The sequence below is a fragment of the Paucibacter hankyongi genome (genome assembly GCF_037482915.1).
In the GTDB taxonomy this organism is placed as follows: Bacteria; Pseudomonadota; Gammaproteobacteria; order Burkholderiales; family Burkholderiaceae_C; genus Paucibacter_A; species Paucibacter_A hankyongi.
Genome location: NZ_JBBHJX010000003.1, coordinates 292,616 through 315,249 on the forward strand (window position 1 = coordinate 292,616; position 22,634 = coordinate 315,249).

At 63.7% G+C, this 22,634-nt stretch carries 19 protein-coding genes; 9 read left to right on the forward strand and 10 right to left on the reverse strand.

Features of this window, described 5'->3' with window-relative positions; translation table 11 throughout:
* Nucleotides 1–26 precede the first annotated feature (26 nt).
* On the forward strand, nucleotides 27–1,091 hold the full coding sequence (locus WG899_RS07275; RefSeq protein WP_339594963.1) for an RNA methyltransferase: 1,065 nt from the start codon (nucleotides 27–29) through the stop codon (nucleotides 1,089–1,091).
* Between the two features lie 14 nt (nucleotides 1,092–1,105).
* On the opposite strand, the gene WG899_RS07280 is transcribed toward WG899_RS07275, so the two are convergent.
* Nucleotides 1,106–1,339, reverse strand: a complete 234-nt coding sequence (locus WG899_RS07280; protein WP_339594964.1) for a hypothetical protein — start codon at nucleotides 1,337–1,339, stop codon at nucleotides 1,106–1,108.
* A gap of 206 nt (nucleotides 1,340–1,545) precedes the next feature.
* Nucleotides 1,546–2,229 carry a hypothetical protein gene (locus tag WG899_RS07285; RefSeq protein ID WP_444718816.1) on the reverse strand — a complete coding sequence of 228 codons (684 nt, stop codon included), beginning with the start codon at nucleotides 2,227–2,229 and terminating at the stop codon, nucleotides 1,546–1,548.
* A 200-nt stretch (nucleotides 2,230–2,429) separates the two neighbouring features.
* Between WG899_RS07285 and mfd the strand changes: the two genes are divergently transcribed.
* Nucleotides 2,430–5,906 (forward strand): transcription-repair coupling factor, encoded by a 3,477-nt coding sequence (gene mfd, locus WG899_RS07290; RefSeq protein WP_444718817.1) that lies wholly within the window; start codon nucleotides 2,430–2,432, stop codon nucleotides 5,904–5,906.
* Between the two features lies 1 nt (nucleotide 5,907).
* Entirely contained in the window at nucleotides 5,908–6,600 is a 693-nt protein-coding gene (serB, locus tag WG899_RS07295; protein WP_339594965.1) for a phosphoserine phosphatase SerB, read from the forward strand.
* Nucleotides 6,601–6,626: 26 nt separating this feature from the next.
* Here the strand turns inward: serB and WG899_RS07300 are convergent, their stop codons facing one another.
* The 3 genes from WG899_RS07300 to WG899_RS07310 all read right to left on the reverse strand — a co-directional run bounded on the left by WG899_RS07300 (nucleotide 6,627) and on the right by WG899_RS07310 (nucleotide 8,294).
* Nucleotides 6,627–7,394 (reverse strand): substrate-binding periplasmic protein, encoded by a 768-nt coding sequence (locus tag WG899_RS07300; protein WP_339594966.1) that lies wholly within the window; start codon nucleotides 7,392–7,394, stop codon nucleotides 6,627–6,629.
* A 146-nt stretch (nucleotides 7,395–7,540) separates the two neighbouring features.
* On the reverse strand, nucleotides 7,541–8,047 hold the full coding sequence (rraA, locus tag WG899_RS07305; protein WP_339594967.1) for a ribonuclease E activity regulator RraA: 507 nt from the start codon (nucleotides 8,045–8,047) through the stop codon (nucleotides 7,541–7,543).
* Nucleotides 8,048–8,054: 7 nt separating this feature from the next.
* Nucleotides 8,055–8,294, reverse strand: coding sequence for an RNA-binding S4 domain-containing protein (locus WG899_RS07310; protein WP_339594968.1), 240 nt, complete (start codon nucleotides 8,292–8,294; stop codon nucleotides 8,055–8,057).
* Nucleotides 8,295–8,615: 321 nt separating this feature from the next.
* Between WG899_RS07310 and WG899_RS07315 the strand changes: the two genes are divergently transcribed.
* Complete coding sequence (locus tag WG899_RS07315; protein ID WP_339594969.1) at nucleotides 8,616–10,145, forward strand: methyl-accepting chemotaxis protein; 1,530 nt, start codon at nucleotides 8,616–8,618, stop codon at nucleotides 10,143–10,145.
* Between the two features lie 88 nt (nucleotides 10,146–10,233).
* On the opposite strand, the gene WG899_RS07320 is transcribed toward WG899_RS07315, so the two are convergent.
* Nucleotides 10,234–11,445 carry an MFS transporter gene (locus WG899_RS07320; RefSeq protein WP_339595152.1) on the reverse strand — a complete coding sequence of 404 codons (1,212 nt, stop codon included), beginning with the start codon at nucleotides 11,443–11,445 and terminating at the stop codon, nucleotides 10,234–10,236.
* 144 nt (nucleotides 11,446–11,589) lie between these two features.
* Between WG899_RS07320 and WG899_RS07325 the strand changes: the two genes are divergently transcribed.
* The 4 genes from WG899_RS07325 (at nucleotide 11,590) to WG899_RS07340 (ending at nucleotide 14,903) form a co-directional block, all read left to right on the forward strand.
* Nucleotides 11,590–12,432 (forward strand): AraC family transcriptional regulator, encoded by an 843-nt coding sequence (locus WG899_RS07325; protein WP_339594970.1) that lies wholly within the window; start codon nucleotides 11,590–11,592, stop codon nucleotides 12,430–12,432.
* Between the two features lie 54 nt (nucleotides 12,433–12,486).
* Nucleotides 12,487–13,611: a quinolinate synthase NadA gene (nadA, locus tag WG899_RS07330; RefSeq protein WP_339594971.1), complete on the forward strand. Its 1,125-nt coding sequence runs from the start codon at nucleotides 12,487–12,489 to the stop codon at nucleotides 13,609–13,611.
* Nucleotides 13,612–13,743: 132 nt separating this feature from the next.
* Entirely contained in the window at nucleotides 13,744–14,034 is a 291-nt protein-coding gene (locus WG899_RS07335; protein WP_339594972.1) for a late competence development ComFB family protein, read from the forward strand.
* Nucleotides 14,035–14,099: 65 nt separating this feature from the next.
* Nucleotides 14,100–14,903, forward strand: coding sequence for a substrate-binding periplasmic protein (locus WG899_RS07340; protein WP_339594973.1), 804 nt, complete (start codon nucleotides 14,100–14,102; stop codon nucleotides 14,901–14,903).
* A gap of 46 nt (nucleotides 14,904–14,949) precedes the next feature.
* On the opposite strand, the gene nadB is transcribed toward WG899_RS07340, so the two are convergent.
* Nucleotides 14,950–16,578, reverse strand: a complete 1,629-nt coding sequence (gene nadB, locus WG899_RS07345) for an L-aspartate oxidase (protein ID WP_339594974.1) — start codon at nucleotides 16,576–16,578, stop codon at nucleotides 14,950–14,952.
* Nucleotides 16,579–16,636: 58 nt separating this feature from the next.
* Nucleotides 16,637–17,530, reverse strand: coding sequence for a sterol desaturase family protein (locus tag WG899_RS07350; RefSeq protein ID WP_339594975.1), 894 nt, complete (start codon nucleotides 17,528–17,530; stop codon nucleotides 16,637–16,639).
* A 247-nt stretch (nucleotides 17,531–17,777) separates the two neighbouring features.
* Between WG899_RS07350 and WG899_RS07355 the strand changes: the two genes are divergently transcribed.
* Nucleotides 17,778–18,821, forward strand: coding sequence for a DUF2804 domain-containing protein (locus tag WG899_RS07355; RefSeq protein WP_339594976.1), 1,044 nt, complete (start codon nucleotides 17,778–17,780; stop codon nucleotides 18,819–18,821).
* Nucleotides 18,822–18,861: 40 nt separating this feature from the next.
* Here WG899_RS07355 and WG899_RS07360 read toward each other — a convergent pair whose 3' ends face one another.
* Both WG899_RS07360 and clpB read right to left on the reverse strand, forming a co-directional pair.
* Nucleotides 18,862–19,749, reverse strand: a complete 888-nt coding sequence (locus tag WG899_RS07360) for a c-type cytochrome (protein ID WP_339594977.1) — start codon at nucleotides 19,747–19,749, stop codon at nucleotides 18,862–18,864.
* Between the two features lie 175 nt (nucleotides 19,750–19,924).
* On the reverse strand, nucleotides 19,925–22,531 hold the full coding sequence (gene clpB / locus WG899_RS07365) for an ATP-dependent chaperone ClpB (protein WP_339594978.1): 2,607 nt from the start codon (nucleotides 22,529–22,531) through the stop codon (nucleotides 19,925–19,927).
* Nucleotides 22,532–22,634 lie beyond the last annotated feature (103 nt).

Genomic DNA, 22,634 nt, shown 5'->3' on the forward strand with positions numbered 1-22,634 from the left:
TAGGGTCGCCCTAAAATCGCCCCTCCATGCAAATCGAAGCCATACGCCTGCGCCTGCGCGCCCTCGGCGCCAAGACCCCACACGAGCAGCGCCTGTTGCGCGACTGGGTGCGTGCGCGCCCCCATACCCAGGGTCGGCGCAAGCCGGACGACTTTCTGCCGCTGGCCCTGCGCACCGAGCTGGCCACGCTGGATGCCGAGCTGCAAGGCCTGGCCCGTTTGATCTCAAGCCACCCCGGTGAGGACGGATCGGCCCGCCTGCTGGTGGGCCTGAATGATGGCCAGACCGTCGAGTCGGTGCTCTTGCCGCGTGGCGGCTTATGTGTGTCCAGCCAGGTCGGCTGTGCGGTCGGCTGCCAGTTCTGCATGACCGGTCAGGGTGGTTTGATCCGCCAGGTCACGAGCGGTGAGATCGTCGCGCAGGTGGCGCTGGCCCGCATGCAGCGAGAGGTCAAAAAAGTCGTCTTCATGGGCATGGGCGAACCGGCCCACAACCTCGACAACGTGCTGGAGGCGATCGATCTGCTCGGCAACGAAGGCAATATCGGGCACAAGAATCTGGTCTTCTCAACCGTTGGCGACCCGCGCGTGTTCGAGCGGCTGCCACAGCAGCGCGTCAAGCCAGCGCTGGCACTATCGCTGCACACCAGCAAGGCCGCGCTGCGCGAACAATTGCTGCCGCGCGCGCCACGCTTGACGCCGGATGAACTGGTGGAGCTGGGTGAAATCTATGCGCGCCAAAGTGCCTACCCGATCCAGTACCAGTGGACGCTGCTGGAAGGCGTCAACGACAGCGAGGAGGAGTTGGACGGCATCGTGCGTTTGCTGAAGGGCAAGTACGCGATCCTGAACATGATCCCCTACAACAGCATCCCGGGGCTCGACTTCAAGCGACCGAGTTGGGAACGCGCCGCAGAAATCGCCAGAACCCTGCACCAACGCGGTGTCTTGACCAAACTGCGAGATTCAGCAGGCCAAGATGTGGATGGGGGTTGCGGGCAGCTGAGGGCTCGAAGCCTTCAGCCCTCAGAACAGGTGCTGCATTTTCATAATCGGCCGACCAAACCGGGCGCTAAAGAACAAAGCACCTGAGATTCACGCTTGGCTCAGCGTCCGCCCAAGGGGTCTTTGATTGCGCCAGCACGCACGTCCTTGAACGCGTCTTTGCTGACCGTCGCAGTAGGACTGGAGCCTGACTTACGCGGAATCATGGAGCCCGTCGTCATGGTCTTTTCTTCAGAATCTGGGATGGGCGCCGCATCTGGACCGCTGGCGCAGGCGCTCAACAGGACACCGGAAGCCAAAATTGCCATCAATGCGGCAGTACTTTTTGCAGACATAACTCTCTCCCCAATTGCATAACCATTCTTTGACCACAGATTCTTAAAACCGGGCCTCGCGCTCCCCTTTTGGAGGAACCCAATTCTAGGTAGGGGCCCAAGTTGGCTAACTAGGGTTTCCTTCAGGACGGTCCGCAAATTTTGGGGGGTTTTTGGGGGATACGGCCACGACTGCCGTGGCATCGACCGAAGGGAGCCTCACTAACTTAGTCTTGCGCAAAGCAATAGAACAAGCCGGCCCCTCCGGTCGTTTTCAAGGCCTCCATGCCACAGCCGCGCGACTGGTGAGATGAGTTCCATGATTTGGAGGGCACATCGTCCTTCAGGCCCAAGCGGTCGGTATGGCCGAGCATGGCGGCGCCCTCTTTGCTCTGAGTCCAGTTGCTGCAATTGCTGTCCACGGGGCCGGCGATACCGCGCCCATCGGGCTGCGAGCCGGTCAGCACATCATGGGTATTGACCGGGTCGCCTCGGCCGCTGACCACCTCACCCTTTTCGGTCAAGGCGGTGGCCTTGCTGAGTTGGTTGCGGCCATGCAGGTCCTCCACGTTGGCGGCAATCATTTCTCCCTTGGCGTTCAACCAAGGCCCCTTGCCAATGCGATCGCGCGCATTGACCAGCGCTTGACCATTCGAAGTGGTGCTGAGATAGGCGCGCCAAGTCCGCTTGCCCGCCCCGACCGCGGTGGCGAGCTTCTGGCAATGCGCATCGGCGCCGGCCAAGCCGCCCAAATCGCCGCCCTTGCCCGGATTCACACTGGTAACAAAGAAGCTCATCTTGCTTTGACCCATGTCGAGCCAGGCGCAAGCGCTGAGCCCCGCCGTGGCTAGGGCCAAGGTCAACACGGACAAGGCGCCGAATTGGCGCGACCCAAGAACTTGACGAGTCATGGCATCCCCAAACGATGTGGCATCCGACGGCTTGTCGGTCGCAGGCAATCTAGCCCAGACGACCGGGCCTCGCAATCCAGACAATCCTGGCGGCCCTGGCAACCTCCTGGCCGGCGCACCAGTGAAACAAACCGGCCCACTGACGAGGCTTGCCTACAATCGCCCCAGCCCCACCCCGGGGCTGTTTCCATTTGTGCGCCATGCCGTCGTCCCTGAATCTGCCCTCGATCTCTCCCGGTAAGAAGTTCACCCTGGCCCGCCCGACCGGCTCGGCCGATGCGTTGCTGCTGGCCCGCTACGCCGTGCAGCAAATGGCGGCCGGGCGCATCACCGCCATCATCACCGCCGAGCCGGGCGATACCCAGCGCCTGGAGGATGAGCTGAAATTCTTTGCGCCGGAGTTGCGCGTGGGCGTCTTCCCCGATTGGGAGACCCTGCCCTACGACACCTTCAGCCCGCATCAGGACCTGATCTCCGAGCGCCTGGCCACCTTGTGGCAACTGCTGCAAAGCCGCGGCAAGCCGGCCGAGCAGCGCGAGTTGGACGTGGTGCTGCTGCCCGCCTCCACCGCCCTGACCCGCTTGGCACCCCCGAGCTTCTTGGCCGCGACCACATTCAACTTCAAGCAAAAGCAGCGCCTCGATGAAGCGGGCCTGAAGTCACAGCTGACGCTGGCAGGCTACAACCATGTCTCGCAAGTGGTGTCGCCGGGCGAATACGCGGTGCGCGGCGGCCTGATCGACCTGTTCCCTATGGGCTCCTTGGTGCCCTACCGGGTCGACTTGTTCGGCGACGAGGTCGACTCGATCCGCACCTTTGACCCTGACAGTCAGCGCAGCCTTTACCCGGTGCCCGAGGTTCGTCTGCTGCCGGGCCGCGAGTTCCCGATGGACGAGGCCGCGCGCAAGGCCTTTCGCTCACGCTGGCGCGAGAAAATGGACGGCGACCCGACCCGCTCGCGCATCTACAAAGACATCGATCAAGGCATTGCCACCGGCGGCATCGAGTACTACCTGCCGATCTTTTTCGAGCAAACCGCCAGCATCTTCGAGTTCCTCGGCGAGCAATGTGCACTGGCCCTGCATGGCGAGGTGGATGAGGCGCTGACGCGCTTCTGGACCGACACCCGCGAACGCCATCGCTTCTTGCAGCATGACCCCGAAAGGCCCATCCTGGCGCCGGAAGAGATCTATTTGAAGGTGGAGGAGTTCTTCACCCTCACCCGCGTCCATGCCGTGCTGGCGGTGCGCGGCCAAGAGCCCAGCGACTTCGCCCGCCCACTGCCCGACGTCAGCGTCGAGCGCGGTGCGCAAGAGCCGCTGGCGCGACTGGCTGCCCATCTGCATGCCACGCCGCACCGCGTGCTCTTGTTGGCCGAGAGCGAAGGCCGGCGCGAAAGCCTCTTGGAGCTGCTGCGCGACAACAAAATCGACCCGCCCTCGGTCGGCAGCCTGGCCGAGTTCGAGGCCAGCCCAGAGAAGTTCGCGATTGCCGCGGCGCCGCTGGCGGCGGGCTTTTTCTGGCATGAGCCCGATGACAAGCGGCTGATCCAGCTCTTCACTGAAACCGAGCTCTTCGCGACGACGCCCACCACCCGCCGGCGCCGCAAACAAGAACAGGTCAGCGACGTCAATGCGCTGATCAAGGATTTGTCCGAGCTCAAGGTCGGCGACCCGGTGGTGCACAACAACCACGGCATTGGGCGCTACCAGGGCCTGATCAATATCGACATTGGTGACGGCGCCTCCGAGTTTTTGCACTTGGTCTATGCCGATGACGCCACGCTTTATGTGCCGGTGGCGCAGTTGCATCTGATCAGCCGCTACACCGGGGTTTCAGCGGAAGAAGCGCCGCTGCACCGACTCGGCTCCGGCCAGTGGGAAAAAGCCAAACGCAAAGCCGCCGAGCAGGTGCGCGACACCGCGGCCGAGCTGCTCAACCTCTACGCGCGCCGCGCCGCCCGCGAGGGCCACGCCTTCCGCTACTCGGGCCATGACTACGAAGCCTTTGCCGCCAGCTTTGGCTTTGAAGAAACGCCCGATCAGCGCGCCGCCATCCATGCGGTGATCCAGGACATGATCTCGCCGAAGCCGATGGACCGCCTGGTCTGCGGCGATGTGGGCTTTGGCAAAACCGAAGTGGCACTGCGCGCCGCCTTTGTGGCGGTGATGGGCGGCAAGCAAGTGGCCATCCTGGCGCCCACCACGCTCTTGGCCGAGCAGCATTACCAAAACATTGCCGATCGTTTTGGCAAGTGGCCGGTGCGGGTGGCGGAGATGAGCCGCTTCCGCTCCACCAAGGAAATCAAAGCCGCCATGGCCGGTCTGGCCGACGGCACCATTGACATCGTCATCGGCACCCACAAGCTGCTCAGCCCGGATGTGAAGTTCGCGCGCCTAGGCCTCTTGGTGATCGACGAGGAACACCGCTTTGGCGTGCGCCACAAAGAGGCGATGAAGGCCATGCGCGCCGAGGTGGATGTGCTGACGCTGACTGCCACGCCCATCCCTCGCACCCTGGGCATGGCGCTGGAAGGGCTGCGCGACTTGAGTGTGATCGCCACCGCGCCGCAGCGCCGCCTGGCCATCAAGACCTTTGTGCGCAGCGAGACCAGCGGCACCATTCGCGAGGCGGTGTTGCGCGAATTGAAGCGCGGCGGCCAGGTCTACTTCCTGCACAACGAAGTCGAGACCATCGAGAACCGGCGTCAAAAGCTCGAAGAGCTGCTGCCCGAAGCGCGCATCATCATTGCCCACGGCCAGATGCCCGAGCGCGAGCTGGAACGGGTGATGCGCGAGTTCGTCAGCGGCAAACACAATGTGCTCTTGTGCTCGACCATCATCGAGACCGGCATTGACGTGCCCAGCGCCAACACCATCATCATTGCCCGCGCCGACAAGTTCGGCCTGGCCCAGCTGCACCAGCTGCGCGGCCGCGTCGGCCGATCCCACCATCAAGCCTATGCCTATTTGATGGTGCCCGATATCGAGGGCCTGACCAAGCAAGCGACTCAGCGCCTCGACGCGATTCAAGCCATGGAAGAGCTGGGCTCGGGCTTCTACTTGGCCATGCACGATCTGGAGATTCGCGGTGCCGGCCAGATGCTGGGCGAGAACCAGAGCGGCAATATGATGGAAATCGGCTTCCAGCTCTACAACGATATGTTGGCCGAGGCGGTGCGCTCACTCAAAGCCGGCAAAGAGCCCGATCTACTCAGCCCCTTGGGCGCCACCACCGAGATCAATCTGCATGCCCCCGCCCTGCTGCCCGACGCCTATTGCGGCGATGTGCACCAGCGCCTCTCGCTCTACAAACGCTTGGCCACGGCCGAGAAAAGCGAGCAGATCGACAAGCTGCTGGAAGAAGTCACCGACCGTTTCGGCAAGCTGCCGGCGCAGGCCCAGACCCTGTTCGACACCCATCGCCTGCGCGTCTTGGCCAAGCCTTACGGCGTGGCCAAGATCGACGCTGCGCCCATGGTGATGAACATCAATTTCCGACCCAATCCGCCCATCGACGCGATGCGGGTCATTGAGCTGGTGCAAAAGAACAAGAGCATCAAGCTGGTGGGCAATGACAAATTGCGCATCGACAAAGCGCTATCCGACCCCAAGGACCGCGCGCATGCCATCCGAGAAGTGCTGCGCCTTCTCGGCACCCCCATCAAACAAGATTGATATGAGCGCTCTCCTCACCCAGGGCTTCACGCCTCCCTTGCGACTGGCCGACTTCCGCCTCGCAGCTTTTGATATGGACTCGACGCTGATCAGCATCGAGTGCATCGATGAAATCGCCGATGCCGCCGGCCGCAAGGCCGAGGTGGCCGCCATCACCGAAGCCGCGATGCGCGGCGAGATCACCGATTTCAAAGACAGCCTGCGCCGCCGCTTGGCCTTGCTCAAAGGCGTTCCGGTCACGGCCTTGGAGGCGGTCTTGAAAGAGCGCCTGCAGTTCAACCCCGGTGCGCGCGAACTCTGCGCGGCGCTGAAGGCTGCGGGCCTAAAGCTGGTCTTGGTCTCGGGCGGCTTCACGTTCTTTACGCGTTATGTCGCGGCCGAGTTGGGCATGGACTGGGTGCGCAGCAATGAGCTGGAAATTGCAGGCGGCGCCCTGACCGGCGGCTTGGTGATGCAGCCTTGGGGCGATATCTGCGACGGCGAAGAAAAGCGCCGCATGCTGCTGCAATGCGCGGCCGAGATCGGTGCGCTGCCGTCGCAATGCATCGCAGTGGGCGATGGCGCCAACGACCTGCCCATGATGGGCGCGGCCGGCCTCTCCGTGGCTTATCACGCAAAGCCTAAGGTGCGTGAGCAGGCCATGGTGGCGATCAACGAAGGAGGGCTGCAGCGTTTGCTGGAAGTGCTGAACTGAAGCGACCGAGGCCGCTTAAGCAGGCCTCATTCGTGAAAGCGAAGATAAAGCTGCTGCCATTGAGGGCTCGCCCGCAAGCGCTCCAGGGCTCGCTGCCAGCGCTGCAACTCGGCCTCGGGCGTGTCGAGCGAAAACGCGATATAGCCTGGGCTTGACCCGGCTTCGACCGGCGTGCGCCTGAACTCACCCTGCTCCAGGCCCGTGGCCTGCAGCAAGCCGCGAAAATTCTCTTCCGACGAGGCCATCAAGGCAGCCCGTCCAGCCTTGAGCATGCGCAGGCAGGCCTCGTATGACACCCCGCGTTCAAACCGGGTGAAGCCCTGCCGGCTCAACAATTCTTCATAAGCCGTCCCATTGGCCACGCAGACCGGCAAGCCGCGGGCCTGCTCTTGGCTGCGCAAGGGACTCTCCGACTTGCTGGATTCATAAAACCAGTCGCTGTCGACCAGCAAGGGTCCCACCCACTTGAACTGGCTCTCTCGGCCCGGCGTCCGAATGACATTGAAGAGCGCCCGACGAGGCCCTTCCTGCACCAACTTCAAGCCGCGCGCAAAAGGGACGACAGCGATGGCATCGGGATGGCCCAAATCAGCCATCAGCACGCGGACCACTTCGACATGAAAGGCACGCTTACCGCCATGGGGCTTGCCTTGCAGGGTCTGCCCGAGCGCCTGTACCTGATCACCCACGCTATGGGTATAGAACTGGTAGGCTTGGGCAAAGCAGGCGCCCGGCAGCAGGCTCAGCACGCCAAGTGCACAAGCCCACAACTTGCGGGACCAACTCACCCCCATACCCCTCTCCCGCCAGATCAAGCCCTGATAGCCGCTCAGCTTAGCCCAGGCTCGCGGCGCTCATACATGCGCAACTACGGCGAGCACGTAGCTTTTCACGCGCAGGCTCGGTTCATCAGGAATCCGCGCGGGGGCGGCCCATGGCGTCAAGCGCCGTGCAGCGGCTGATCGCTCAGCACCACGCCGTCTTCGTCCGCATAGAGCCAGTCGCCGGGGCGCACCGCCACGCCGTGGATCTGCAGCGCCACATCGGCCAGGCCCTGGCCTTTGCGGTCGGTGGGCATGGGCACATGGCCCAGCGCCAAGATACCGACCTGGGCTTGCGCCAGCTCGGCCAGATCACGCACGCAGCCGTGGATCAACAATCCAGCCCAGCCATGGTGAGCGGCGGCCATGGCCAACTGCCCGCCCAGCAAGGCGCGACGCAAGGAGCCGGCCCCATCCACCACCAGCACCCGCCCATGGCCGGGCGCTTCCACCGCGGCCTTGAGCAGACTGTTGTCCTCAAAGCACTTGACCGTGCTGACCGGCCCGGCAAAACGCCTCAGCCCGCCATAACTGTGCCAACCGGCTGACAGCCAGCGGAAACGGCCCGAGTCATCGCCCTTGTGGGCATCGCAAAAATCACAAGTTGAAAACTCCGGTCCGCTCATGCGTTGCTTACTCCTGCGGGCTTGACTGCGGGTCGGCCAGCACGGTGATGCGCACACCGTGCAGCGCCACCACCTGTCCAGCACGAATCTTGGCTGTTTTGCGCAACTCGTCTTGGCCGTTGACCTGCACATTGCCCTCGCTGATGAGGACACGGGCGCGGCCGCCGCTCTCCACCAAGCCGGTGGCCTTGAGCAGTTTGTCCAGCTCGATGTACTCGCCGCGCAATTCGAAATCTATGGTTTGCATGGCGGCGATTGTCGCCCAGCTTGTTGCTAGGCCGACTGGGGCACTTGCAAAAGCAATATGCCGGTCTGTTGCACCCTTGTGACCAAGAATGCCCAAAGACAGGTGAATACTCACCATTGAGTCATTTCATCTCAATGTCCTCGGAACGCGTCCGACAGAGTGCAGAGCAGCGCTCTACCGTGCAGGAATTCACGTCTGCGTGTTCTTCATGCCCAGCAGGCTCGCCACAGCAGAAAAAGCGGCCGCCTCTGTCATCACGTTCCACCCCGGGCGCGCCGCGAACCCCGTCAGACTGGTTTTCTTGGTGAGGAGTTTTCCATCATGAATTTGACGCTCAAGGTTCCCCTGGCTTTTGCCTTGGCTCTATTACTCGCCTTGTTGGCCGGCATTGGCGGGCTCAGCATCACCAGCCGTTCGCTCGATGTCTTGGAGGGCGATGTGATGCAAAAAGTGGCCGATGAACGCAGCGCTGCGGCACTCAGCAGCCACTTCAAAACCCAGGTGCAGGAGTGGAAAAACATCCTGCTGCGCAGCGGCGACAGCGCCCAACAAGACAAGTACTGGGCCGCGTTTCAAAAGGAAGAGCAACAGGTCGCCAGGGGCGCTACCGAGTTGCGAGCCCGCATGGATGACCCCGGTCTGAAAACCTTGCTCGGCAACTTCATCGCCGCTCACCAGAAGATGGCCACCAGTTATCGGGCTGGCCTGGAGAAATATCGCGCCGCCGACATGGACGCCAAGGCCGGCGACCAGGCCGTCAAGGGCATGGACCGCGAACCGGCCAAGCTGCTGGAGGAACTCGCCAGCAAGATTGCCGCGCGCGGCGCGCAAGCCTCGGAGGCTGCATTTGCCGACGGCCACCGCGCCAGTCGCTGGGGCATCGGCCTGATGCTGCTGGCTGCCTTGTTGGGCATGGTCATCGGCGTGCAATTGAGCCGAAGCGTGGTGCGGCCGCTGCACTATGCGGTCAAGATCGCTGAAGGCATTGCGGGCGGCGACCTGGGCCAGCCCATCAAGGTGGAAGGTTCGGACGAAAGTGCCCTCTTGCTGCGCGCCCTCGATGATATGCAGAGCAATCTGCGTCAGCTCGTCGATATGGTGCGGCAGAACGCCGAGTACGTGGCCAGCGCCAGCAACCAGATCGCACGCGGCAACCAGCACATCAGCCAACGCTCGAATGAGCAGGTCGAGTTACTGATGCAAACCTCCTCCAGCACCAGGGAATGGGGCTCGGCGGTCAAACACAGCGCCGATAGCGCGCACCAGGCCAATCAGCTGGCCCAGGGTGCTAGCCAGGTGGCCTTGCGCGGCGGCGAAGTGGTCGGCCAGGTGGTCAGCACCATGCAGGGCATCAACGCCAGCTCACGCAAGATTTCCGAAATCATTTCCGTCATCGACGGCATCGCCTTCCAGACCAATATCCTGGCGCTGAATGCGGCGGTCGAGGCGGCGCGGGCCGGCGAACAAGGGCGCGGCTTTGCCGTTGTCGCCTCCGAGGTGCGCAGCCTCGCCGGGCGCTCGGCCGAGGCCGCGCGCGAGATCAAGTCGCTGATTTCCAGCAGCGTGGAGCAAGTGGAAAAAGGCAGCAGCCAGGTTGATCAAGCCGGCCAGACCATGCAGGAGATCGTCGGCTCGATCAAGCGGGTCTGCGACATCGTCAATGAAATCAGCAGTTCCAGCCTGCAGCAGAGTTCCGGCCTCAGCCAGATGGACGACACCGTCGGCCGCATGACCCAGGCCACGCAGCAAAACAGCTCATTGATTGAGGAAAGCGTGCAGGCCACCGAAAGCCTGAACCAGCAAGCGGGGCAACTGGTTCAGGCGGTAACCCGTTTCAAATGGTCGACCTGAACCGGCTGATCTGCTGAATGGCCTGAACAGCTGATTTAACAGAATCGCCGGAGCGACGCCCAAGCACGCTCCGGCCAGGCCCAAAAGCTCAGGCCTTGCGAACCCGCCCGACCAAGCTGGCCGCGGCAATCGCCATCAAGAGCGCAAGTGCTGCGCCATAGAACACACCGCCGGGCAGGCCGCGGTCCATCAGCGCGCCAAAAATCGGCGCGGCCAGCGCGAAGCCCAGATCCAGACCGGAGTACACGGTGCCATAGACCCGCCCGGTGGCGCCAGGAGGTGCGGCGCGCTTGATCAACATATCGCGCGAGGGGCCTGCCAGTCCGGTGCCAAAGCCGGCCAAGGCCACCAGACCCGCGGCCAATAGCGGTGCGACCCAGCCGGTAGCCGCCACCAGCAGCAAGGCCGCGCCGGTCAGCAAGCCAATGGTGATATTGCGCTCCAAGCTGCTGGACTTGGCGACCCAGAAGCCGCCGATCACCATGCCCAACGCCCCACTCAACATATAGCCGGTGACGACGAAGGCCGTGACACTCAAGGGCAAGCCATAAAGACTGTTCAAGGCCGGGCTGGCGAAGCTTTGAATCGCGCTGAGCGCGGCGGTGCCGAAAAAGAAAAAGGAGAAACACAGCCACACCGAGGGCAGGCGCAGAAAGGCAAGCGGATGCTCCTCCTTGAGCGCGGTAGCGCCAGGCTTTTCATGCGACCAAGACCCTTGGGCATCGTCAATCGCATCGCGCTTCAGTGCCAACAGCCCGATCACCGCCAGCGCCACCAGGCCCGTGCCAAGATACGCATAACGCCAATTGCCCGCAGCGCCGGCAATGCCGATGGAGAACACCGGCGCCAAGGCCCAGCCCAAATTGCCTGTGATGCCATGCACCGAAAACGCATGCCCCAACCGGGCCGGCGAGACGCGCTTGTTGAGGATAGTGAAGTCGGCCGGGTGGAAGGGCGCATTGCCCAAGCCGGCCAAGGCCGCTGCCAACATCAGGCCTGCAAAGCCACCGGCCAGCCCCGCCGCCAGCGAGGCCAGCACAAAGCAAGACAGGGCCGCAAACAGCACCGGCCGCGCGCCGCGTTTGTCCACCAAAAAGCCGGCCAGGGCCTGGCCGATGCCCGACACCACAAAAAAGGTGGTGACCAACAAACCCAGCTGTGAATAGCTGAGCCCGAAATCGCGAATGAAGGCCGGAAACAGCGGCGGCAGCAGCATATGGAAAAAGTGCGAGGTGCCATGCGCCAAGCCGATCAGGCTGATGGTGCTGACATCGCTTTTGCGGCGCTGCTCGGCCAGCATCGCTTGTTCGGCGGCGTTTTGATCGGCCTGGCCCTGGGGGCCGGCCTGAGAGGGGGTCAAGACTGCGGAGTTCATGCCATCAATGTAGGCGCAGACGCTTCGGCCGAGTTACGATAGTTCGCCATTCACTGTCGAAATTCAGCCATGCCCCCTGCCCGCCGCAAAAAACTGGGAGCCAGCCAGCCTGGCCGCACCAGCCTGCCGCCGCTGGACCCTCAGCGCTATGCTCCCGGCGCCGCCCGGCCGGTGCGCGCCAAGGCGAGGCTGATGGAGAGTTGGATGGACATTCAGGCGCACCATCACGACTGGGGCCAACTGGTGTTCTCGATCAGCGGCGTGGTGCGGGTCAGCACTCCGGACGCGACTTTTTTGCTGCCCCCCTCACGCGCGCTGTGGATTCCGCCCTTGCGCGAACATGCGGTGACCGCGGTGGAACGCGCCGATCTGCGCACCGTTTACCTGCACCAGCCGCCGGCCGCCGAGGGCTGGCAAGACACGCGGGTGCTGGAGGTGACGCCGCTGCTGCGCGAACTGGTGCTGCAATTGGCCACCACCATGGACCCGATCGCCGAGGCCGCAAAAGCGAACGGCGGCCGCGAGCATTGGATTGCCTGCCTGGTGCTGGATGAACTGCAGCGCGCCAAGCCGCTGCGCCTGGGGGTTGATCTGCCGCAGGACAAACGGCTGCGCCGCCTGTGCGAGGCCATGCTGCAAAACCCGCAGCGCCACGCCGCCTTGGCCGACTGGGCGGCCGAGGTCGGCGCCAGCGAGCGCACCATCTCGCGCCTGTTCAGCGAGCAACTCGGCAGCAGCTATGCGCAATGGCGGGCCCAGGTCTTGCTCGCCCGCGCCTTGACGCTGGCCGCCCGCAAATTGCCAATGAGCCTGATCGCGGCGGAGTTGGGCTATGCCAGCGCCAGCGCCTTCACCGCCATGGTGACACGCACCGTCGGCATGCCGCCGAGCCGCTTCTTCGCCGAGGCCTGAGGCCGCCAATCCTTGCAAAAACAGGGCCATGCCCTCCCCCTCTAAAATCTGTCCATGGAACAAGTTCTTTTCGACTACACGCGCCAAGGTGACGAGGGGCAAAGCTGCACCGCCCAAGCCTGGGCCAAGACACCGGCCCCCTTGAACCCTGCGCAACGCCAGGCGCTGAAAGCTCGCGCGGCCGAACTGCTGAAGGCCCACAAGGCCGTGCTGGTGGCGCACTTTTATGTCGACGGCGATCTGCAAGACCTGGCCCTGGAGACCGGCGGCTGCGTCTCCGATTCACTGGAAATGGCCCGCTTCGGCCGTGACCATGAGGCCTCGACCCTGGTGGTGGCCGGCGTGCGTTTCATGGGCGAAAGCGCCAAGATTTTGAGCCCCGAGAAGCGCGTTCTGATGCCCGATCTGGACGCCACCTGCTCGCTTGATCTGGGCTGCCCCGCCGAGCAGTTCGCGGCCTTTTGCGATGCCCATCCGGACCGCACCGTGGTCGTCTACGCCAACACCAGCGCGGCGGTGAAGGCAAGGGCCGACTGGATGGTGACCAGTTCCTGTGCGCTTGAGATCGTCTCGGCGCTGAAGGCTCGCGGCGAAAAAATCCTCTGGGCACCCGACCGTCATCTGGGTCGCTACATCCAAGAGCAGACCGGCGCCGACATGCTGATGTGGCAAGGCGACTGCATCGTCCACAACGAGTTCAAGGGACTTGAGCTGGACCTGCTGCGCAAGGAGCACCCGAACGCGATGATTCTGGTGCACCCCGAGTCGCCACAAAGCGTGGTGGCGCAGGCCGATGCGGTCGGCTCGACCTCGGCGCTGATCAAGGCCGTGGTCGAAGGACAAGCGCAGGAGTACATCGTCGCCACCGACAACGGCATCCTGCACCGCATGCGCCAGTTGGCGCCGACCAAGACCCTGATCGAGGCTCCTACCGCAGGCAATAGCGCCACGTGCAAGAGCTGCGCCCATTGCCCCTGGATGGCGATGAACGGCTTGCAAAACCTGGTTGACTGCCTGGAACAAGGCCTGGGCGAGGTGCAGGTTGAAGAAGGCACCCGCATCAAGGCCCTGGGCTGCATCCAGCGCATGCTGGACTTCACGGCCGCCCACAAGGCTTCGACCGCAGCAGCGGCAGCAGCAGTGACGGCGGCCCTGGTGCCGGGCATCGGCGCGGCGTGAGGTCACGGCGCGCGCGCACCTCCGTCCGGCTGCCCAAGGCGCACAAATAGCCCGCCCGAATCGGGCTATTCTGCTGCCCGCTGTGGGCCGAAAACGTTTATCGTTTAGGGATATCACCGGAGGCTGCTCGCCATGAATCAAGACTTCAGTTCGATCTACAACCACCACGAGCGCGAGGTGCTGGCTGCCGTCATGGCGCTGGCCCCGCAGTACAAGGCCATCGAAGCCGATGGCGACCTGCTCTGCGACGTGGCTTGTGTGGCGCTGAATCGCCTGCCGCCGCGCTATATCCGCCATGCGGTCGACTTTTTGTTCTACCTGACCGAGCATGAGCGTCGCGAAATCGACGCCGCCATCGAAGAGGCTGTCACCTACGCCTTCAACTTCGTCGAAGCCCGCTTGGCCTTGCGCGGCCAAGGCTGAGTCTCGCCATCAGGCCCAGCGCCTGAATCAGCACCGCTGTCCGTACGGCTAAACGAAGGGCCGCCATGCAAATCGGTCGCCGTCTTTTCACGCAGCAAGGCCTGAGCCTTGGCTTGTGCTTCGGCCTTGGCTTCGGCATTCCGGCCGCTGCGCAGCCTGAACCGGCACGCGCAGCGGCGCAGCGCCTGCGCCTGGTTTACGCGGACTACCGCCCCTTCAGCTGGATGAACGGCGACAAGCCGGCTGGTATCGAGGTCGACATCGCCAAGGAATTGTTTGCGCGCCGACTTGGCTTCGAGCTCGAACACCGCATCCTGCCCTGGGCGCGCGCGCAGTCCGATGTGGCCTCGGGCGATGCCGATGCCTTCTTCGCCACCGCCACGCCGCAGCGCCTTCAGTTCGCCGTGCCGACCGGGCCAGCGCTGCTGCATTGGCAGATGACCGCCTTCGCGCGTCGCTCCGATCCGGCTTTCGCCAAACGCTCCGAGCTTGCCATGGCTCAGCTGTGCCAATTCAAACTGGCCGCGGTGCGCGGCAATGGCTGGGTCAAAACCCATCTGGCTTGCGCCGAGCGCGTGGCCGCCAGCTCCAACACCGAGAGCCTGCTGCGCATGCTGATGCTGGAGCGCTTCGACCTGATTCTGGAAGACCGCTTGGTTGTTCGCAGCATGGCCAGGCAACTGCAACTGGATGAGCAGATCAAGGAGATTCGGGTCGACTCCGAAGCCGCGCCGATGACGCTGATGATAGGTCGCCGCTCGCCCAGCTTGCTGGAGCAGGCTCCACGCATCGAGGCGGCACTGAACGCCATGAGCCGCGACGGCGCCCTGCAGCGCATCTTGCGGGAGCATGTCGGCGCACCGTTTTAACGGTCCTTGGCCAGGCACAAACGCCGACCCAGCCGGGTCTGCGGACTCAGAGCTTGCGCAAGCCGCGCTCGGCCATCAAGACGGTGGGGAAGCTGACCGGCAGCGTCAGCGGATAGTCGCGGCTGAAATGCAAGCCGCGACTTTCGTGCCGCAACAGGGCCGAGCGCACGATCAACTCGGCGCAGTCGACCAGATTGCGCAACTCCAACAGATCGCGGCTGACGCGGAAGTTGGCGTAATAGTCATCGATCTCGCCACGCAGCAGCGCGATGCGATGCAGCGCCCGCTCGAGTCGCTTGGTGGTGCGCACGATGCCGACATAGTTCCACATCAAGAGCCGCAGCTCATCCCAGTTATGGGCGATGACCACCTGCTCGTCGGCATCCTCGACCTGACTTTCGTCCCAACCCGGCAAGGGGGCCGGGCCCGGCTCGGGCAGATTCAGGATGTGATCGGCACAGGTCTGGCCCAGCACCACGCATTCCAGCAATGAGTTGCTGGCCAGGCGGTTGGCGCCGTGCAGGCCGGTGTAGGCGGTCTCGCCCACCGCGTAGACACCCGGCAGGTCGCTACGACCCGACAGGTCGGTGACCACGCCACCGCAGGTGAAGTGCACCGCCGGCACCACCGGGATCATCTGCTTGGCGATATCAATGCCCAGGCTCAAGCAGCGGGCATAGATGGTCGGGAAGTGTTCTTTCAAGAAGGCTTCGCCGAGATGGGTTGCATCCAGCCAGACATGGTCCAGGCCGTGCTTTTTCATCTCAAAGTCGATAGCGCGGGCCACGATGTCGCGCGGCGCCAGTTCCAGCCGTTCATCGTGCGCGGCCATGAAGCGTGTGCCGTCGGGCAGCTTCAAATGCCCGCCCTCGCCGCGCAAGGCCTCGGTGATCAGGAAGCTGCGTTCCTGCGGGTGGTAAAGACAGGTCGGGTGGAACTGGATGAACTCCATATTCGCCACCCGGCAGCCGGCCCGCCAGGCCATCGCGATGCCATCGCCCGTGGAGGTGTCGGGGTTGGTGGTGTAACGGTAGACCTTGCCGGCGCCGCCGGTGGCCATCACCACCGCACGCGCCGGCAAGGCCTCGACGCGCTGGCTGTCGATGTCGAGCGCGTAGATGCCATAGCAGCGCGGCTCTTCCTCGCGCTGCACATGGCGCGAGGTGATCAGGTCCAGCGCCATCCAGCGTTGGCGAAGGGTGATGTTCGGATGGGCGCGCGCCTCGGCCAGCAATTGATCGTGGATCGCCTTGCCAGTGGCATCGGCCGCATGGGCGATGCGGCGCACCGCGTGGCCGCCCTCGCGGGTCAGGTGCAGGCCCAGCGGGCCATCATCATCCGGAGTAAAGGGGACGCCCTGTTCGACCAGCCACTCCACCGCCTGGGCGCTGCGCTCGGCGATGAAGCGGGCCGTGGCCTCGTCGACCAGACCGGCGCCGGCATCGCGGGTGTCACGCACATGCGAGTCGATGCTGTCGTCGCTACCCAGCACGCCGACGATGCCGCCCTGCGCCCAAGCGGTGGCGCCTTCGGTCAGCTCGCGCTTGGCCAACACCACCACGGGCACGCGATCGGCCAGATGCAGCGCGACCGTCAAACCGGCCAGGCCGGCACCCACGATAACAACGGGCGCGGCAGGTACGGCGGCAGGAGCAGCGGAGACGGCAGCATTCATTCGGTGGTTTTCCGCGCTGCCATCGGCAGCGCCTTGCTGAAGAGATGAAGCGGCGATTCTAAGGACCCTGCCGACCGAGCTCGTCGCCACGCCGCCATTCCGGAGGCGCCCACAGGTGTTTGAGGGCCAGAGACCAGGAGCGGTGTTCGTGCCACTCGCGCCAGCAGTCGCGCCCCATGGCCACCCATTCATGCAGATTCAGCCAGACCAGATTGCGCGTCGGCACAGGATGTAGGAGGCCAAAGTCAACCGCCTCTTCCTCCGGCACAAAGCTGCCGAACAGGCGATCAAACACAATCAAGGTGCCGCCGAAATTGCAATCTAGGTAGACCGGGTTGCGGCCATGATGGGCGCGGTGGTGCGAGGGGGTGTTGAAGATCCATTCAAACCAGGCCGGCAATTTCTTCACCCATTGCGTGTGCACAAAGAACTGAAAGCCGAGGTTGAGCGATAAGACAAACAGCACCCAGTGCGGCTCGAAGCCCAGCCACACCAGCGGCGTGTAGAACAGCCAATTGCCGGCAATCGCATAGAGCCAACTCTGGCGCAAAGCGGTGGTGAAGTTCATATGCTCAGAGCCATGGTGCACCACATGGGCACACCAGAACCAACGGATGCGGTGGCTGGCGCGGTGGAAGGCGTAATAGCAAAGCTCCACGCCCAAAAAGAGCGCCGCGCCACTCCAGGGCGTGAGCTCCAACGTCAGCCACCGGTGCGCATAGACCCAATTCAGCGCCGGCATCACCAAGCCGATCAGCAGCAACAAATCCGCCAGCAAGAAGCTGCTGCCGCTGTTCATGCTCATCAGACTGTCTTGCCAGTCGTAGAGGCCGGTCTTCCTGAAACGCAGCGCTTCAATGGCGATGCACAGCACAAACAGTGGCGACAGGGCCAACAGGGTCAGGTCTCGCCAATCGCCATGCTGTCGAAAGAATTCAAGCGCGTGGTCCATCGGTGCTTTCGGTGGCAAGGGGCTAGGGGCAAACAGAGGCCCAGCAAGGCCGGCTGCGCCGCGGGCAAATCAACTGTTCAGTTTCGCAGCCCCTGCGCTGAAAATGCGCTGACCCTTGAAGCCAGAGTATGGCCCTCGGAGCCAAATTGAACCATGCTGGCGTATTCCCTGAGGCAGGGTCGCGCAAGCCCTGCGGCATCATCCGCCCCAAACCCTTTGCGCCGCAACGCCGGCCTCGACGCACTCCATGACGCCTGCACCGCTTCGCCATCAGCCCTCCGCCCTGCCCCCTGTCCCTGCCAACGTGGTGGTCGACGGTGCGCCCGCCAGTGGCCGCTACGCCGGCCGCATCGCCCGCATCGACTGGCAGGGCCTGGCCGGGCCCTATCGGCGCTCCGGCCTGTGGCGCCACTTTCATCACAAGCGCTGGCAATACGTCGGCATTGGCAACGAGGAACTGTTCATTGGCCTGGCCATCGTCGACCTGGGCTGGATCTGCACCGCCTTTGCCTATGTCTTTGATCGGCGCAGCAAGACCCTGCTGGCCGACTGGAGCCAAGACGGCCTGCCCGGCCTGAGTGCCCTGCAATGCCGAGTCTCGGAAGCCCCGATCAGCGGCGCGCAGGCCCATTTCCGCGGGCTCGGTGCGCACCTGAAGCTCGAGCACCGGGGTGCGGACGATAGTCTGGCGCTGTCGGTCGACTGCGCCGCCTTGCAGTTGGAAGCACGCATGGCGCTGGCCGAGGCGGCGCCGATGTTGCTGGCCATCGGCAGCATCGAGGCGGGCGGCGGCGTTGCCCATGCCACCCAGAAGAGCTCGGCCCTGCCAGTCAGCGGTCATGTCCACGTCAAGGGGCGGCCTTATTCACTGGAGGGTGCTACGGCCTGCGTGGACAGCTCCAACGGCCTCTTGTCGCGCCACACCGATTGGCGCTGGGCCAGCGCGCATCGGGCCGACGTCGGCTTCAATTTGCAGAGCGGCTACTTCGGTGCCAATGAAAACGCACTCTGGCTGGACGGCCAGTTGATCCCGCTGGGCGCGGCGCGCTTTGAATTTGACGCAGCCCGCCCTCTACAGCCCTGGCGGGTCAGCAGCGATGACGGTCTGCTGGACCTGAGTTTCAGCCCCGAGGGCGCCCGCCAGCAGGACAAAAACCTGCTGGTCGCCGCCAGCCACTATGTGCAGCCGATCGGCACCTTCAGCGGCTGGGTCAAGGCTGCAAGTGATGCGCCATCCCGCCCGGTTGAGGGGCTGCTGGGCGTGACCGAGGACCACCGCTCGACATGGTGAAGACACTTGCGCTTAGTCAGCGCAGAAAGCTACGCCCTCCTCAGGAAGCGCCAAGCTGCTTCAGGTAAAGGTGCAGCGCGCGCAGATCGGTGTCATTCATCGTTTTCAGCGAGGAGAAGGGCATCACGCCGATCACACTACCGTCCTCACGCTTGCCGCTGCGGATCATGGCCACGAAGGCCTCGGCCTGCTGGTAGCGCGGCATCACGCTGCCTTCGCCGGGGGCCAGGCGTGCGGCGGCCGGCCAGTCCGGCGGCGCGCCCACGATGCGTCCGCCGCGCAGGCCCGCACCATGGCAGCCCACGCACATCTGAGCGATATAGGCCCCATGTTCGACGCTCACACCTTCCGGCACCGGGGTGGACGGCGGAAGGCTGTGGTCGATCTTGAGGGCGGCCTCGGGGATCTGCCCCAGGCCGTACATCACCCGCCCCGGCAGCGGCAACTGGACCACGCCCTGCTCCTGCCCGCTCTGCGCCGGCAACTGGCGCACATAGGCCACCAGGCCGACCAGATCCGCGTCGGTCAGGCGGTTGTAGTCTTCGCTGGGCATCAAGCGCAGCGCGCGGCCGTCAACCCCAACGCCATGGCGAATGCTGCGCACCCAGTCGACCGGCTGATAGGCGGCCATTCGCGGGTTGCCCGCGGTGAGATTGGGCCCGGCCAATTTGAGACCCTTGCCATCATCGGCCAGCGTGGCGCCGCCGCCGTTGGCACCGTGGCAATCAACACAGCCGCGCGAACCATACAAGTAGCGGCCGCGCTCCAAGGTCAACGCATCGCTGCGCAATTCGACCGGCGTGACCTTGATGTCCAAGCGCCGGGCGGCGCGCTGCTCGCCCAACATCAGGCCGGTGGCCACCAAGGCGCCGAACCCCAGCAACAGGATCACCAGCAACCAGGCACCGCGTTTCAGCCATCGATTCATCAAGGTCTCCCATGCTCGGACAAGCAGTCCGCCGGCATTCTGAGCCTTGATAGGGATCTAGCCAAGCGAGTGTTTCCCCCTGCCCTGCCCGGCCGGGCAAGGGGAAGTCAGGGCAGAGGCTGCGGGGCCTCGCAGCTGCGGCTGAGCGTCCCGCTCCGACGATGGCTCGTCAGGTTCAGTGCACCACGCGCCCGAAGCTGAACTCGCCATCCAGCACGTCGACCGGGATCACATCCTTCGGTCCAAAACGCCCCTGCAGGATCAGCTTGGAAAGCGGGTTCTCCACCCTCTGCTGGATGGCACGCTTCAGCGGCCTTGCACCATAGACCGGGTCGAAGCCCACCTTGGCCAACTCGGCCAGCGCGGCATCGCTGACTTCGAGCTTCATCTCCAGCTTCTCCAGGCGGGACTCCAGAATCTGCAGCTGGATCTTGGCGATCGAGGCGATGTGTTGGGCCGACAAGGCATGGAAGACCACCGTCTCATCGATACGGTTCAAGAACTCTGGCCGGAAATGCGTCTTGACCTCGCCCCAGACGGCCTCCTTGATGACCTCGGATGGCTCGCCCACCAGACCCATGATCTGCTGAGATCCCAAGTTACTGGTCATGACGATGACCGTGTTCTTGAAGTCCACGGTGCGGCCCTGGCCATCGGTCAGGCGACCATCATCCAAGACTTGCAGCAGCACATTGAAAACATCCGGGTGCGCCTTCTCAACCTCGTCCAGCAGCAGCACGCTATAAGGCTTGCGACGCACCGCCTCGGTCAGGTAGCCGCCCTCGTCATAGCCCACATAGCCTGGAGGCGCGCCGATCAGGCGAGACACCGAGTGCTTCTCCATGAACTCGCTCATGTCCATGCGGATCAAGTGTTCTTCGCTGTCGAACAAGAAGCCGGCCAAGGCCTTGCACAGCTCGGTCTTGCCCACGCCGGTGGGGCCCAGGAAGAGGAAGCTTCCCAGCGGGCGATTCGGGTCGGACAAACCGGCGCGTGAGCGGCGGATGGCATCGGCCACCGCGGTGATGGCCTCATCTTGGCCGACCACGCGCTGGTGCAGCTTATCTTCCATCTGCAAGAGCTTGTCGCGCTCGCCCTGCATCAGCTTGGACACTGGGATGCCGGTGGCGCGGGCCACCACTTCGGCAATCTCCTCGGCGCCGACCATGGTGCGCAAGAGGCTGGGCTTGTAGCCGGCCTGACCGGCCTTGCCCGCCTTGCCGGCTTCTTTGGCCTGCGCTTCTTTCAGCGACTTCTCCAAGCCCGGCAGCTTGCCGTATTGCAACTCGGCCACCTTGTTGAAGTCACCCTTGCGGGTCAGGTCTTCGATCTGTTGCTTAAGCCGGTCAATCTCCTCCTTGACCTGGGCGCTGCCCTGGGCTTGCGCCTTTTCGGCGGTCCAGATTTCTTCCAGATCGTTGTACTCGCGTTGCAGCTTGAGCAGTTCTTCCTCGATCAGGTCAAAGCGCTTGATCGAGCCTTCGTCCTTCTCGCGGCGCACCGCCTCGCGCTCGATCTTCAGCTGGATCATGCGGCGATCGAGCTTGTCCATCACCTCGGGCTTGGAGTCGATCTCGATCTTGATCTTGGCCGCGGCCTCATCGATCAAATCGATGGCCTTGTCGGGCAGGAAGCGGTCGGTGATGTAGCGGTGGCTCAGCTCGGCCGCAGCGATGATGGCCGGGTCGGTGATCTCCACGCCGTGGTGAACCTCATACTTCTCCTGCAAGCCGCGCAGGATGGCGATGGTGGCTTCCACCGTCGGCTCATCAACCAGCACCTTTTGGAAGCGGCGCTCCAACGCGGCGTCTTTCTCCACATACTTGCGGTACTCGTCCAGCGTGGTCGCGCCGATGCAGTGCAGTTCGCCGCGCGCCAAAGCGGGTTTCAGCATATTGCCGGCGTCAATGGCACCCTCGGCCTTGCCCGCGCCGACCATGGTGTGGATTTCGTCGATGAAAAGAATGGTCTGACCTTCGTCCTGCGCCACTTCCTTCAGCACCGACTTCAGACGTTCCTCGAAATCTCCACGGTATTTGGCGCCGGCCAGCAGCAAGGCCATGTCCAGCACCAGCACGCGCTTGTTCTTCAGCGAATCGGGCACCTCGCCGTTGACGATGCGCTGGGCCAAGCCTTCAACGATGGCGGTCTTGCCCACGCCGGGCTCGCCGATCAAGACCGGATTATTCTTAGAGCGGCGCTGCAGCACCTGGATGGCGCGGCGGATTTCGTCATCGCGGCCGATCACCGGGTCCAGCTTGCCGTCGCGGGCGCGCTCGGTCAGGTCCAGCGTGTATTTTTTAAGGGCTTCACGGTTGCCCTCGGATTCTTGACTGTCCACTTTTTGTCCTCCTCGTACGGCTTCGATGGCGGCTTCCAGGGCCTTGCGACTCAAGCCATGACCATGGGCAATGCCGGCCAGATCGGACTTGGCATCACACAGCGCCAGCAAGAACATCTCGCTGGCAATGAAGTGGTCGCCCCGCTTGGAGGCCTCTTTCTCGGCCGCTTGCAGCAGAGAGACCAGGTCGCGGCCGGCGCCAACCTGCTGGCCCTCGCCCTGCACCTGGGGCAAGCCGGCCACGATGCTGTCCAGCGCGGTCTTGAGGGCGGGCGTCTTGACGCCGGCGCGCTCCATCAAGGCCTTGGGGCCATCTTCCTGCGCCAACATGGCCAACAGCAAATGGGCCGGCTCGATGTAGGGGTTGTCGCGGGTGATGGCCATGCTCTGCGCTTCGGCCAAGGCCTCTTGGAAACGGGTGGTGAATTTGTCGGGTCGCATGGCGTGAATCCTCCGTAGACAAAAATGAAATGAGGCCCCGGCAAGGGGATTTCAAGAGGCCGACCAACAGCGCCTAGCCCTCGGTCACAATCGCTCGCCCTTT

Coding starts and splice junctions, on each gene's coding strand:
- nadB (WP_339594974.1), bottom strand. CDS start 16,578: ATGAATGCTGCCGTCTCCGCTGCTCCTGCCGCCGTACCTGCCGCGCCC.
- WG899_RS07300 (WP_339594966.1), bottom strand. CDS start 7,394: ATGGGGGTGAGTTGGTCCCGCAAGTTGTGGGCTTGTGCACTTGGCGTG.
- WG899_RS07335 (WP_339594972.1), top strand. CDS start 13,744: ATGAATCAAGACTTCAGTTCGATCTACAACCACCACGAGCGCGAGGTG.
- WG899_RS07325 (WP_339594970.1), top strand. CDS start 11,590: ATGCCCCCTGCCCGCCGCAAAAAACTGGGAGCCAGCCAGCCTGGCCGC.
- WG899_RS07360 (WP_339594977.1), bottom strand. CDS start 19,749: ATGAATCGATGGCTGAAACGCGGTGCCTGGTTGCTGGTGATCCTGTTG.
- WG899_RS07280 (WP_339594964.1), bottom strand. CDS start 1,339: ATGTCTGCAAAAAGTACTGCCGCATTGATGGCAATTTTGGCTTCCGGT.
- WG899_RS07340 (WP_339594973.1), top strand. CDS start 14,100: ATGCAAATCGGTCGCCGTCTTTTCACGCAGCAAGGCCTGAGCCTTGGC.
- WG899_RS07310 (WP_339594968.1), bottom strand. CDS start 8,294: ATGCAAACCATAGATTTCGAATTGCGCGGCGAGTACATCGAGCTGGAC.
- WG899_RS07315 (WP_339594969.1), top strand. CDS start 8,616: ATGAATTTGACGCTCAAGGTTCCCCTGGCTTTTGCCTTGGCTCTATTA.
- WG899_RS07285 (WP_444718816.1), bottom strand. CDS start 2,229: ATGACTCGTCAAGTTCTTGGGTCGCGCCAATTCGGCGCCTTGTCCGTG.
- nadA (WP_339594971.1), top strand. CDS start 12,487: ATGGAACAAGTTCTTTTCGACTACACGCGCCAAGGTGACGAGGGGCAA.
- WG899_RS07275 (WP_339594963.1), top strand. CDS start 27: ATGCAAATCGAAGCCATACGCCTGCGCCTGCGCGCCCTCGGCGCCAAG.
- mfd (WP_444718817.1), top strand. CDS start 2,430: ATGCCGTCGTCCCTGAATCTGCCCTCGATCTCTCCCGGTAAGAAGTTC.
- WG899_RS07320 (WP_339595152.1), bottom strand. CDS start 11,445: ATGCTGGCCGAGCAGCGCCGCAAAAGCGATGTCAGCACCATCAGCCTG.
- clpB (WP_339594978.1), bottom strand. CDS start 22,531: ATGCGACCCGACAAATTCACCACCCGTTTCCAAGAGGCCTTGGCCGAA.
- serB (WP_339594965.1), top strand. CDS start 5,908: ATGAGCGCTCTCCTCACCCAGGGCTTCACGCCTCCCTTGCGACTGGCC.
- WG899_RS07350 (WP_339594975.1), bottom strand. CDS start 17,530: ATGGACCACGCGCTTGAATTCTTTCGACAGCATGGCGATTGGCGAGAC.
- rraA (WP_339594967.1), bottom strand. CDS start 8,047: ATGAGCGGACCGGAGTTTTCAACTTGTGATTTTTGCGATGCCCACAAG.
- WG899_RS07355 (WP_339594976.1), top strand. CDS start 17,778: ATGACGCCTGCACCGCTTCGCCATCAGCCCTCCGCCCTGCCCCCTGTC.